The 13,181-nt window shown below is 45.9% G+C and carries 9 protein-coding genes; 6 read left to right on the forward strand and 3 right to left on the reverse strand.

Annotated features, from left to right (window positions below):
* Positions 1 to 229: 229 nt before the first annotated feature.
* The 6 genes from ACMXI2_RS28810 (at position 230) to ACMXI2_RS28835 (ending at position 8,822) form a co-directional block, all read left to right on the forward strand.
* Positions 230 to 1,489, forward strand: a complete 1,260-nt coding sequence (locus ACMXI2_RS28810; protein ID WP_483779329.1) for a pyridoxal phosphate-dependent aminotransferase — start codon at positions 230 to 232, stop codon at positions 1,487 to 1,489.
* A gap of 380 nt (positions 1,490 to 1,869) precedes the next feature.
* Complete coding sequence (locus tag ACMXI2_RS28815) at positions 1,870 to 2,475, forward strand: TetR/AcrR family transcriptional regulator (RefSeq protein WP_483779330.1); 606 nt, start codon at positions 1,870 to 1,872, stop codon at positions 2,473 to 2,475.
* Between the two features lie 9 nt (positions 2,476 to 2,484).
* Entirely contained in the window at positions 2,485 to 3,102 is a 618-nt protein-coding gene (locus ACMXI2_RS28820) for a TetR/AcrR family transcriptional regulator (protein WP_483779331.1), read from the forward strand.
* Positions 3,103 to 3,126: 24 nt separating this feature from the next.
* Complete coding sequence (locus ACMXI2_RS28825) at positions 3,127 to 4,482, forward strand: TolC family protein (protein WP_483779332.1); 1,356 nt, start codon at positions 3,127 to 3,129, stop codon at positions 4,480 to 4,482.
* 45 nt (positions 4,483 to 4,527) lie between these two features.
* A complete protein-coding gene (locus ACMXI2_RS28830) occupies positions 4,528 to 5,598 on the forward strand; it encodes an efflux RND transporter periplasmic adaptor subunit (RefSeq protein WP_483779333.1) in 1,071 nt (356 codons plus the stop codon).
* Positions 5,599 to 5,639: 41 nt separating this feature from the next.
* A complete protein-coding gene (locus tag ACMXI2_RS28835) occupies positions 5,640 to 8,822 on the forward strand; it encodes an efflux RND transporter permease subunit (RefSeq protein WP_483779334.1) in 3,183 nt (1,060 codons plus the stop codon).
* Between the two features lie 307 nt (positions 8,823 to 9,129).
* Here the strand turns inward: ACMXI2_RS28835 and ACMXI2_RS28840 are convergent, their stop codons facing one another.
* The 3 genes from ACMXI2_RS28840 to ACMXI2_RS28850 form a co-directional block, all read right to left on the reverse strand.
* Complete coding sequence (locus tag ACMXI2_RS28840; protein ID WP_483779335.1) at positions 9,130 to 10,716, reverse strand: class I SAM-dependent methyltransferase; 1,587 nt, start codon at positions 10,714 to 10,716, stop codon at positions 9,130 to 9,132.
* A gap of 121 nt (positions 10,717 to 10,837) precedes the next feature.
* On the reverse strand, positions 10,838 to 12,253 hold the full coding sequence (locus tag ACMXI2_RS28845; RefSeq protein WP_483779336.1) for a nicotinate phosphoribosyltransferase: 1,416 nt from the start codon (positions 12,251 to 12,253) through the stop codon (positions 10,838 to 10,840).
* A gap of 18 nt (positions 12,254 to 12,271) precedes the next feature.
* Positions 12,272 to 13,177, reverse strand: coding sequence for an NUDIX domain-containing protein (locus ACMXI2_RS28850; RefSeq protein WP_483779337.1), 906 nt, complete (start codon positions 13,175 to 13,177; stop codon positions 12,272 to 12,274).
* Positions 13,178 to 13,181 lie beyond the last annotated feature (4 nt).

The following is a 13,181-nucleotide window of genomic DNA, read 5'->3' on the forward strand; positions in this document are numbered from 1 at the left end:
TAAGATAACGTGGTTTTACACAACGATTTGCAGTCATTCATATATTTCTGTTTAGTATAATACTAAACAGAAAGAATAAAAATGACCCTCCTGGTTAGATGAGATGCAATAACAAGTGTCATTTATTAACGGAAGTGAAAAGAATTTCCCTATTCTTTTAAATTATCTTCAAATCGGTTACTTTTGCCGCGCTGAAAAATTATTACAAACCAACAAAAAAAAGCAGGTTATGAAACTGTCTCATTTAGCCGAAACGTTGATTGGATCCGAAATCATTAAGTTAGCAGCTGAAATAAAGGAGAAACAGGCCAGGGGTGAGAAGATATACAACTTCACGATTGGCGATTTTGACCCGAAGGTATTTCCTATCCCGGTTGAATTTGAACAGGAAATCATAACAGCCTATAAGGAGCACCTGACCAATTATCCTCCTGCCGATGGTATCGCGGAGTTAAGACAGGCAGTAGGTGGTTTTATAGCTGAGCGTGAGGGTCTCTCCTACGATCCTGCAAAGGAAATCGTTATTTCCTGCGGCGGCCGTCCTATCATTTATGCTACTTTCAGAACCATTGTTGACCGTGGCGAAAAAATAGTTTACGCCACTCCATCATGGAATAACAACCACTATACCCACTTCCTGGAAGCGGAACACGTAGTGCTGGAAACCAAACCAGAGAACTTTTTCATGCCTACGGCCGCAGAACTGAAGCCACTCCTGAAAGGCGCTACCCTCCTGGCCCTCTGCTCCCCGCAAAACCCAACCGGTACCGCTTTCGGTAAACAACAGCTGGAAGATATCTGCGACCTGGTTCTGGCCGAAAACAAAAGCAGAGGCGCCGGTGAAAAGCCCCTCTATGTAATGTTCGACCAGATGTACTGGGTGCTCACCTTTGGTGAAACACACCATCACAACCCGGTTACCCTCCGCCCGGAAATGAAGGATTATACCATCTTCATCGACGGTATGAGTAAAGCCTTTGCCGCTACCGGCGTTAGAGTTGGCTGGGCGTTAGGACCCGCACATGTAATCGGTAAAATGAAATCCATCCTTTCCCATGTTGGCGCCTGGAGCCCGATGGCAGAACAAAAAGCTGCTGCCCGCTACCTGGTACAGAAAGAAAATGTGGATAAATACCTGCAGCACTTTAAAGGCGAAATCGAAGAAAGACTGGTGAAAATCTATGAAGGCTTCGATAAACTGAAAACTGCCGGTCATAAAGTAGAAGCCATTGCTCCGCAGGCTGCAATCTATCTTACCGTTAAATTTGACCTGGTAGGCAAACAAACGGCAGATGGCACTGCGCTCGCAGATCAGGCCGCTGTAACCTCCTACATCCTCAATGAAGCTAAAATAGCCCTGGTGCCGTTCTATGCTTTCGGATCTGCTAAAAACTCTCCGTGGTACCGCCTCAGCGTAGGTACCTGCGTGAAAGAAGAGATCCCTGCGATGTTTGAGAAGCTGCAGGCTGCACTCGAAAAACTGAAATAGCGATGTGGCGCCTTTGGCGCTGAAATTGTCTTGGAGCAGGATTAAACTGATTAGGCTGATTTCACTGATTTGATTACGTTTTGATTTTAATATTTAGGGGAGATGAAAGCGGAAATATCCGTTTTTATCTCCCCTAATCTTTTATAAAATAATCTTTTATAAAATCAAGACGTAATCAAATCAGTGAAATCAGCCTAATCAGTTTAATCCTGTTCCAAGACAATCGCCGAAGGCGATCCCCTACCTGCTCAAATCTCTCTATCCTGACTTTCTGACTTTTATCTTCGAAAAGTTAAATGGATGTTAAAAGGACAACTTTAGTTACTAATTCAAAAAAACTCCCTAATTTTGACCTTGAAACTAAAAAAGTCAAAAAGTTAATGCATACAGAAGCTAAAGATGAAATGAGGGATAAGATCCTGGAGGCGGCTCTGAAGCGTTTTACTCACTATGGCGCTTCCAAAACAACGATGAATGAAATAGCAGATGATCTTCACTGCTCCAAAGCATCGCTGTATTACTATTACCCCGACAAAAAGGCGATGCACGTTGCCGTACTGGAACGAATTGCGGAAGCATATTTCCAGCAGATGGAAAAGGAAGCAGTACAGGTGAAATCGGCAGCCAAAGCATTATATAATATCATTGATCTCCGGAAAGATTTTATCAGCAAATTCTGCCGGCTGGAAATATTTAAAATACTACAGGATAACTCTGCGCTCTTTCTTGAAGAAAAGAAGAAGGCAAAACAGCGGGAATTCAATATCCATACAGCCATCATTAAAGCAGGTATTGCCTCTGGGGAATTTAAAGTAAAAGATCCTGCACAAACCGCAGAACTGCTGGTACTGGCTACTGTGGGATTGCGTTTCTCCGTACCGGATCATATCCGGGAAGACATGGACCTGAATGAAGAAATGATGGACGAGGTGATAGAGAAACAAAAACAACTACTCGAAATTTTCATAAACGGAATAAAAGCTTAAACGGAAATCATGGTGGTGAGAGAAAGGATACTGGAAACAGCGCTGAAGATGTTCAGAACGTACGGTGTGAAAGGGGTAACTATGTTTGATATTGCCCGCGACTGCGGGATCTCCAAAAAAACAGTATACGAGCATTTCGTAGACAAACAGGCGCTGATAGACGAAGGGATGCAGCAACTGCTGACGAACCATATTAACTACTTCCATGAATGTCTGCAAACCACAGACAACGCCATCGAAGAACTGGTGCGCAACATGAAGTACATCACCAATATGGCTAAAACCTTGAACCCGGTAATGCTGCATGAAATCCAGAAATACCATCCGGATACCTGGCGCAGCATCGAGAGTTTTAAGTCGGACAACATGCTCTGTAACATCAAGAAGAATTTAAAAAGAGGAATGGCGGAGGGCCTATACCGCCAGAACCTTCATATAGATATTGTAGCACGCATGCGCCAGCTGCAGCTGGAGGCAGCTTTTGACCCGGAACAGTACCCCGCAGATCAGTTTGAAATGCATGAGGTAATGGAACAGGTAACCGCCCACTTTATATTGGGAATCGCCACCATCCGGGGACATAAACTGGTAAACCAGTACCTGCAAATAAAAGAAGAAGAAGAATAAAACTACTACGCTAAGATTTATTTTATGAAGCGATTAAAGTTAACGCTTGTCCTCCTCATGGGGATAGGGGGATATAACGGCTATGCCCAAACGCAGCTGACCTTACAGGAAGCGCTGAAGTTTGCATTGAACAATAATAAACAATTGGCCAAAACCAAAATGGACGAAGAAATGGGTAAATATAAAACCCAGGAAGTCCGCTCCCAGGCTTTACCACAACTGAATGGTAATGCCTCTTATACAGACAACCTGATGTTGCAGAAATCGCTCATCCCAGGTGCCGTATTTGGTAAACCGGATAGTTCCATACTGGTGGCTTTTGGTGTAAAATACAATGCTACCGTAGGCGCAGAACTGAGCCAGCAGATCTTTAATCAGGCAGTGTTTACCGGTTTAAAAGCCTCCAAAGCAGGCGAAGAATATTATAAGATTCAAACAGAACAATCTGTTGAAAATGTGATCTATAGCGTATCACAACTCTATTACCAGTTGCTGGTAACACAGGAAAAGATCATCACCATCAACAGTAATATTGAAAAGCTCACACAATTGGTAAGCGCTACCAAATCACAGTTCGATAACGGCCTGGCCAAAAAAATTGACCTGGACCGTATCAAAGTGAACCTCATCAATAATATGACGCAACGTACGCAGCTATTGAATCAATATGCAACCCAAACCAATAACCTGAAAAAGGTAATGGGTATGCCGCTGCAATCTACCTTCCTGTTGCCGGCAGCTTCACTGAAAGATATTGAAAACAAGGCCGCCGGGGTGTTACAATATGATGATATGAATCTGGCCAACAGAACGGAATATAGATTATTGAAGAAACAGGAAGAGCTGCAGTTATTCCAGAAGAAGGCATACCAGGCAGAAAATTACCCCTCGTTATCGTTGTTCGGCAGGTATTCCTATAATGGGATGAGTCAGCAATGGGCCTTTTCAAAAGACCCTACCAACTCTACCAGCTGGTTTGGCGCAGCAGCCATCGGCGTAACATTAAAGGTTCCCATCTTTGATGGTTTTGGCCGCCGCTCCAAAGTTAGTCAGGCTAACGTAACCCTGCGTCAGCTGGGCAAACAACTGGAAGATACTGAGCTGACCCTTAACACAGATTACGAAAATGCCAAGCTGATGGTGCGTAGTAACTTATCTACCATCACCACGCAAAAGGAAAACATGGACCTCGCCAACGAAGTGTATTATTCCACACAGAATAACTACAAACTCGGCCTGGCTGGTTTAACAGATCTGCTGAACGCAGAAACCTCCCTGGCAGACGCACAAAACAGTTATAACGAAGCCCTGCTGCAGTACAAACTGGCAGAGCTGGAGATCATAAAAAGCAAAGGAAGTTTAAAAGACCTCCTAAACTAAACGTATAAACGAAAATAACGATAGAACACACAAACTATTTTGCAGATGAAAAAGTTTATAATCTGGGGCTTGGTGACAATAGGTGCAGTAGTACTGATCATGTGGAAACTTGGCGCTAACAAAAAAGCGAACGAGGCTAAAACAGAATTTGTAAAACAAAGCAATATCGGCGACATCCCGGTGCTGGTACAAAAAGTATCCCGCAATGATTTCTCCCAGGGCTTCCTGGCCAATGGTAACTTTGAGCCGGTACGCGAACTGTCGTATCTCGCTGAAACCGCCGGCCGTATTACCAAACTGCTGGTAGATGAAGGCAGCGTGGTAAGACAGGGACAACCCATTGCTTACATTGATGGTCAGCTTTTAAACACCGACCTCGAATCTGCAAAAGCTAACCTCAACCAGCTGAAAGTAGATAAAGAAAGATATGAAAGCGCATTCCAGACAGGTGGCGTTACCCAGAAACAAATGGATGATGCCCGCCTGCAGTACGACATCGCAAAAACGCGCTATGAAGCTGCCAGCCGCCGCGTAAGCGATACTTATGTAAAAGCGCCTATTTCCGGAATTATCAATAAAAAATATATAGAACAGGGCGCTTACCTCTCTGTAGGCAATAAGATGTTCGACATCGTGGATGTATCCAGGCTGAAACTGGCTGTATCTGTGCCGGAAGGACAAGTGGTAACCCTCAAAACCGGCCAGAAAGTACAGGTTACTTCCAACGTGTTTCCTGAAACCCAATATGAAGGTACTATCACCTTTATAGCCGCAAAAGGCGATAACTCCCTCAACTACCCGATAGAAATAGAAGTTCGCAATATCGATGGAAAGGACCTGAAAGCAGGTATGTATGGTACTGCGCATTTCGTAGACCCTGGTGCTGCCAAAACAATTTTCATTGCGCGTACCGCATTTGTAGGCGGCGTAAACAGTAACACCATTTATATAATGGATGGTAATGTGGCAAAGAAACGCAAAGTGGTAGCCGGCCGCATCGTTGGCGACCAGGTGGAAATACGGGAAGGGCTAAACGAAGGTGATACCGTGATTACCAGCGGTCAGATCAACCTGACCGAAGGCGCTGTTGTAGTGGCTCAGAACGGCAAAAAGTAAGCGAGGAAAATGTATCTGGTGTTTGACCAAATTTTTGCAACATGAAGATTACTGAAGTATCAATTAAGCGACCTACGATAGTGGTGGTGGTGTTCACCATCCTCACCCTCCTGGGCGTGATGAGTTATAAATCGCTGAACTACGAGCTGTTGCCAAAGTTCAGCTCCCCGATCGTAACTATTTCTACGGTGTATCCCGGCGCCTCTCCTAACGAGGTGGAAAGTACCATCACCAAGAAGATCGAAGATGCGGTAGCGTCTATGGAAAAGATCAAGAAGATCATTTCCAAATCTTCTGAAAGTCTTTCTGTTATTACCGTTGAGTTGAACAACGATGCCGATGTGGATATTGCCCTGCAGGATGCACAACGCAAAGTAAACGCTATCCTGGCGGATCTGCCGGGAGATGCCAAGCCGCCATCTCTCAACAAATTTTCCCTGGAAGATCTTCCGATCATGACATTGTCTGCCACCGCTAAAATGGACGACAAACAGTTTTATGACCTGGTAGATAAAAAACTGCAGCCTTTATTATCCCGGTTACCGGGCGTGGCCCAAGTATCACTGATTGGTGGCCAGGAGCGCGAAATACAGGTAAACGTAGATCCAAAGAAATTACAGGCTTTCAACTTATCTATTCTGCAGCTGCGCCAGCTGATCACCAATGCTAACCTGGACTTCCCAACCGGTAAGGTAAAAACGGCCAATGAACAGATCCTCATCCGTTTGGCAGGTAAATATAAAAACGTTGACCAGCTGCGTAACCTGGTGCTGAAAACAACAGAAGATGGTACACAAGTGCGGTTGATAGATGTTGCTGATGTGCAGGATGCCCAGAAAGATGTGGATCGTATTGCCCGTGTAGACGGCGTTAGTGCGATTGCCCTGCAGGTACAGAAACAAACGGATGCCAACGCGGTAACCGTGAGTGAAGAGATGAAGAAGGCAATCAGCAAAATTGAAAAAGACTATGCTGCGAACGATCTGAAGATGCTGGTAGCAAATGATTCGTCCGATTTTACGCTGGAATCTGCCGACTCGGTAATACATGACCTGATCCTGGCCGTAGTGCTGGTGGCGGTTGTAATGCTGTTGTTCCTGCACAGCATCCGCAGTGCATTGTTTGTAATGATCTCCATCCCCGCTTCCCTCATCGCTACGTTCATCGGTATGAAATTGATGGGCTTCTCGCTCAACCTCATGTCGTTGCTGGGCTTGTCGCTGGTGGTAGGTATCCTTGTGGATGATGCGATTGTGGTACTGGAAAATATTTACCGGCACATGGAAATGGGGAAGAACCGTGTCCGTGCTGCATTCGACGGTGTAAAAGAGATAGGCTTCACCGTTACCTCCATTACACTGGTAATTGTGGTGGTGTTCCTGCCCATCTCTTTAACGAATGAGTTGGTATCAAAGATCCTGCGTGAGTTTTGCGTGGTGGTAATGATTTCCACGATGCTTAGTTTGTTATCGTCCTTTATGATTGTGCCGTTGTTATCCTCGCGTTTTGGTAAGCTGGAACACATTACGGGTAAGAATATTTTTGAGAAATTTATTCTCTGGTTTGAAGCACAGCTGCAGAAATTCACCAACTGGATGACCAGCATCCTGAAATGGGCACTGGGTCATAAAAGAGTCACAATCGCCGTGGCCGTTGGTTTATTGATTGCCTCTTTCATGCTGGTAGGTAAAGGTTACATCGGTGGGGAGTTTATTCCTAAAGGCGACCGCGGACAATTCATCGTAATGCTGGAAATGCCAAAGGATGCGTCTGTAGAACAAACCAACCTGGCTACCCGTACCGCAGAAAAATATCTCAATAAAAAACAGGAAGTAACCCGTTTGATCACTACGGTAGGTCAAACCAGTGAAGATGGTTTCGGTAACGCCCAGTCAACCGCTTACAAAGCAGAGATTACTGTAATGCTGGTAGGTCCCGAACACCGTTTGGATGCTTCCGATATCTACGCCGCCAAGATCAAAAAAGAACTGAAAAGCATCTTACCTGGCGTGAAAGTAAAAACCACGGACGTAAGTATCCTGGGTACCGCAGAGCGGGCGCCGGTAGAGCTGGTGGTGATGGGTACAGAGCTTGACAGCGTAATGAATTACGCCAAAAGAGCGATGGATACACTCAAAACTATCAGTGGTGCTACGGAAGTAAAGCTGTCGGTAGAAGATGGTAACCCGGAAATTAATGTGCAGGTAGACAGGGATAAAATGGCTGCACTGGGCCTCACGCTCGATGCCGTGGGTGGTACCATGCAAACCGCTTTCAGTGGTACAGCCGATGATTCTAAAGTAAAGTTCCGTCAGGGTGATTACGAATATGATATCAACATCCGTTTTGATGATTTCAATCGTAAGAACCTGGAAGACGTATCCAATATACAGTTCATTAACGACAAAGGCCAGCTGATTAAGCTGTCGCAGTTTGCAGTGATAACAGAAGGCTCCGGACCCAGCCACCTGGAAAGAAGGGATAAAAATACCTCTGTATCAGTGCAGGCACAGGTAATGGGTCGTCCTTCCGGTACGGTTACAGAGGAGTTTTCGGACAAGCTGGCAAAAATGGACAAGCCAACCGGCATCAGTTACATTTTTGGCGGGGATGCAGAAAACCAGGGCGACTCCTTTGGAACGATGGGCGCGGCATTGCTGATCTCTATCGTACTGGTATACCTCATCATGGTGGCGTTGTACGACAACTACATCTATCCCTTCGTGGTATTGTTCTCTATTCCGCTGGCGATCATCGGTGCATTACTGGCACTGGCACTCACCAATAATACGCTGAACATCTTTACCATTATGGGTATCATTATGCTGATCGGCTTGGTGGCGAAGAATGCGATCATCCTGGTGGATTTTACCAACCAGATGAAAGAGCAGGGCCAAAGCACTTACCAGGCGCTGATCCATGCCAACCACGCGCGTTTGCGTCCTATTCTGATGACCACCATTGCGATGGTAATCGGTATGCTGCCTATTGCGTTGGCAACAGGTGGTGTGGGCTCTATTAAAAATGGTTTGGCATGGGCCATTATCGGAGGTTTGATGAGTTCCATGTTCCTCACCCTGATTGTGGTGCCGGTGGTGTACATGATTGTAGACATGGGTATGGCGAAACTGGGAATGGGCAGGTTATCTTCCAAACGTTACATCAGACAGCGTATGGTAGCTTCTTATGAAGAAGTGCCGTTAAATGAAATTCATTCGAATTAAAGATATGTTACTAACAGTGTAACAGTTGTAGGTTTAGGTAATAGCCGGAGTAATCATACTCCGGCTTTCTTTGACTTTCACAATAAATTCTTTCCTTTTCACAATCCCTTCTATCCTTCCACAGATTATATTTGCAGCAAATAGGCTTTATGAAGGCATCTCCCCATCTTAACATTATTATTGACACCTCTTTTTATTCATACCCGGTAGGCGTTTAACGGATCACCAGCTGAAAATAATTCCACTGAAAGACTATGGATTATGAGATGTACCGGAAAGTGATTTACAGCCACTTCCCGGTGACAGATTATTTTCTTGCTAAAAGCAGCATATGCGAAACAGGAAAAGGGATAGGTAAGGGTACACCATTTTTGCACGGGCGCATCAATTGTACCTTACCTTCCAGCCTGTTATTCACAATCCATTCGTTGCGCCAGGTGGTAGACAAATTGTCCAGCCGCAGTCCCGCTTCTTCAAGGGCTGCTTTCCAGTCTTCGTAATTCCAGAAGCAAAATGTTTCATGCATTTCACTGAGCCAGTTGTCGTGGTAATCTTTTTTGAACAGGAATTCACAGGCATTTTGCATAGATAGCTGTGCATAGGTTTGCCCTTCTATGGTTACCCATTGGTACGGTAATTGAAACCCTTCATGATGCCGGAAGTCTTTGGCGAACTGCCTGAACAGCGCTTTGGTAGACAGCTTTCCCAGCCAGGCTGCCAGTTCCTGCGTACCTGCATTTTCAGGTAATGCAATATCATTTTCCCCGTCGGCGTCATTGAGCCAGAGCAAAATGATTTCTTCTTTATTTTCAGGACCTACTACATCCCGGTTGATCCATACGCCGCCGGGAACCAGTTCATTATAACGGTTACGTATAAACGCGATCAGATCTTCCCGGCTGCCGTAGGATTCTATTTCGTGGGTAAGCGAGGAAGTATGAATGGTATTCATGCTACCGGCTTCAAATACGAGGCTGGTTACTGCATTTTTTTGTGAGAAGAACACGGAAGGATTGGCGAATTCCCCGTTATGTTTTCTTTGAAGACAGATATCATACAGGTGACGGGATACCTCGATGCCGTAGAAGTCGCACTCATGCAGGCGATCGTCTTCGCAGGCCATTTTTATCCACGAACCAACAGCGCAGCCGATATCGCCGATGTTGCCGGGCTGGATGTAGGGCGCCGTTTCGCGGTATTTCTGGGCGGCGATGTCGTCCATTTGTTTCACGTATACGTTGTAGTCGCGGGTGGCAGTAAGATCGCCGTCTGCGCCAATGATAGGATCTTTCAGGATATGCTGCACCTTGTCTCCTACGTTGTAGAGCGACCAGATTTTGAAAGATGCCGGGTGCATCTGGTCGAGAACGGTTTTGTTTTTTCGCCAGTCGCCGGTTTGCGCTACCAGTTTTACAATATCCCAGGGCATGGGTTGTGTGAACTGGTTGCTTACCGGGTCCCACTCTGCCGGCAGTATGGTAAAACCATGTTTGATGTACATATCCTTAACCGCCGTAGAGCAAATAACGAGCGTATTGGCGGGGGTGAGGGAATGGATCCCTTCACTGGAATGACGTATCGTTTTTACCGTATATTCTGTGAAATCATTGATTACGCCTACATCGTCGATACCGTATACATATACCGGCACATCCAGGGAGTTGGAAAATTCCTGGATGATCATGGCGCGGAGATAGAAGGGTACCGGGTTTCGTTTGGTGCCCAAATGATTGGCAGAGGTAACTGCGAAGATCACGCCTTCTATTTCCTGTGTGGCTAACGGTTGGCCATACACGTCTTTTTCGCCTTCCAGTTTACATTTGATCAGGCGGTTCAGATATTTGAACTGAAAATCTGTTAGCAGGTGATGCCGGCCGGGTATGAGTAGATACATGCCATGAAGTTAAGGAATGCGATGATTTTTTGTATGCAGATGATGCAAAAATAACAGAGGGTGTATCGTAGATCTGATACACCCTCCTGAGGAAAACATGGTTGGAAGAAATAAGAATAATTTATAGTGCTGCGGTTTTTCTAACGGCATCAAAGGTGTAGCTAAGCGTTACTTCCCCATTTTCAAACACCGTATGCAGCAGGTCGGCAGATGCTGGCGCCTCGTCTTCAGATACAGTTTTGAAGGTATTGTTATCTTTAATGAGCCTGAGTTTTCCGGCTTTTGATTTTTTGAAAGAAGTGCGTAACTGGCCGGTGGCATCCAGTTCCACGGGCATTTTTTGAACGTTGATGGCTTCCCCGTTAACAACCGCGTAAGCGCATTTGAGGGCAAATTCCTGCGTGTCGCGGTTTACACGTTGCAGTAAGGCGCCGCCCATACCCAGTACGAGGTTTTCTGCGCTGATACCGGCCTGCTTTAATGCTTCCAGTATGCCGGGAATGGAAGAATAGCTGATGCCATCACCCTGGATCACCCGTACCTGCGGAGGCAGCACTTTAAATCCTTTTTCGTTGGTGGTGTAGCCGAATTTATCCATGAGGATGGTAAAGATGCGGAGCAGGGTTTGTACCGGATCTCCGCTATCAGGGCGGATTACCAGTGTGCCTTCTCTTTTCAGGATCTGTTCTTTTAATGCAGTGCCCCAGTATTCTTCACAGGCCCTGAAAATGTTGTAGGAGTCGGATACACAGGCAATGGTGCCGGTGGGATAGCTATCCAGTATGTGTTTGAATATTTCCAGTTCTCCTTCTTCTCCAAGAAGCGTTACCACAGAGTGTTCGGTAGCCGGGATGGATAAGCCGGGTGCAACAGGCGCATCGTAGTATTTCTTTGCAAATACGGAACCGGGGATGGTATCGCTGCCTGCGAAGCTTACCAGGTGGGCGCTTCCGCCGATGCCGGCACTTTCAACAGAACTGGCTCCACGGAAACCAAAGTCGTTCAGTACAAAGTCGATACCTCCAAAGGCCGCTGCACTGGCAGTGTCTTCATAATATTTCTTCACTACTTTTTTTATTTCCCTGGATACGGAAGCCACGGTGCAGGGGTACCATACCTGCATCAGTAATGTTTCGAGGAAGTTGGTGAGCCAGAAACATTCAGGGTCGGTGTTTTCTATGGTCATCAGCACATTTCGTACAGGCACTACCGTACCTTCTGCTACGGCTTTGATACGGACGGGCAGTTTACCGCCGTATTTATCTATGATATATTCAAAGCGGCTGCGGTCAAATACATCGTTCCGGCCAAATACTTCTGTGAGGATGGTTTCGGCCTCGTCCAATTTTTCTTTGGTGAATACCACACCGCTTAAATATTCTTTCAGAAAATATTGTAAGCCATAGAAAACGGTTTCGTCAAATTTGCCACCCCGGCTTTCCAGGTAGGAGTAGATGAATTGTGTACCGGGAATGTACAGTTTATGGTGGGAGTATTTGTAAGCATCGGCCAGGAGGATGAGATTTTCCTTTGTCATGTCTCAATAATTTTAGTCTTAGTCAATATATTTTTCGGTCAGTTTCGCCAGTAAGGGAATATGTGTATCATTGATTTCTCCTTTGGCAATTAAATTGGGTATATCCGTTACCGTTATCCAGCGTACTTCCTGTAAATCGTCGCCTGCGGTGGGTTCGCCATATAGCAGGTCGGTGCTGAACAGCGTGGTGATGATCTTGTTTACTTCGCTGCGATAGCGCCAGTCGTTTACTCTGAGGGAAGCCACGTATTGCATGGGACTGGTTTCCACGGCGCCGCATTCTTCCTGTAATTCCCTGGCGGCGGCCATTTCAAAGTTATCATCTGTTGGGTCGGAAAAGCCGCCGGGCAGGCGCCATACATTTTCGTTTGGCTTACGGCCCAGCAGCAGTTCTTTCTTATCATTCCTGAACAGGGCAATATCTACCGTGGCATATACAGAAGGGAAGAGATTGTAAGTATTGTAGATGATGCCGGCGCGGAATTCTTCCGTATCAAACACTTTATCAGATATCGCTTCCCGCATGGCGGTGGCGTTATAATCCTGTACCGGTGGCAGGGCTTCTGTTTTATATTTACCGGAATAGGTGTCCATAAAGCTGTTGCGGCTGCCGTACAATAAAATGCTTTCGTGGGGGAAGTTGTTGCTGAGCAGTTCATCCAGTTTCTGTGACCATACTTCATCGCTTTTCTGATCGCTTAGGGGCAGTACAATGATTTCCGGAAAAGATTGTTTGATCATCCGTTCGCGGGTATAGTAATCCAGTGGATTTTTGCGGCTGCCTCTCACCGGGCTAACGCCAAGTATGATGAGTACGCGATTGTGCTTCTGTTTTACCTGGCGGATGAGTTCCAGGTGCCCTTCGTGAAGGGATGGCGTTTGGAACCGGGCGATAATAACTCCTGTGGGCTTTGTGTTTTGCATATCC

The organism is Chitinophaga sp. G7 BAM 1005 (assembly GCF_057126945.1).

Coding starts and splice junctions, on each gene's coding strand:
- ACMXI2_RS28850 (WP_483779337.1), bottom strand. CDS start 13,177: ATGCAAAACACAAAGCCCACAGGAGTTATTATCGCCCGGTTCCAAACG.
- ACMXI2_RS28830 (WP_483779333.1), top strand. CDS start 4,528: ATGAAAAAGTTTATAATCTGGGGCTTGGTGACAATAGGTGCAGTAGTA.
- ACMXI2_RS28815 (WP_483779330.1), top strand. CDS start 1,870: ATGCATACAGAAGCTAAAGATGAAATGAGGGATAAGATCCTGGAGGCG.
- ACMXI2_RS28845 (WP_483779336.1), bottom strand. CDS start 12,253: ATGACAAAGGAAAATCTCATCCTCCTGGCCGATGCTTACAAATACTCC.
- ACMXI2_RS28840 (WP_483779335.1), bottom strand. CDS start 10,716: ATGTATCTACTCATACCCGGCCGGCATCACCTGCTAACAGATTTTCAG.
- ACMXI2_RS28810 (WP_483779329.1), top strand. CDS start 230: ATGAAACTGTCTCATTTAGCCGAAACGTTGATTGGATCCGAAATCATT.
- ACMXI2_RS28820 (WP_483779331.1), top strand. CDS start 2,485: ATGGTGGTGAGAGAAAGGATACTGGAAACAGCGCTGAAGATGTTCAGA.
- ACMXI2_RS28825 (WP_483779332.1), top strand. CDS start 3,127: ATGAAGCGATTAAAGTTAACGCTTGTCCTCCTCATGGGGATAGGGGGA.
- ACMXI2_RS28835 (WP_483779334.1), top strand. CDS start 5,640: ATGAAGATTACTGAAGTATCAATTAAGCGACCTACGATAGTGGTGGTG.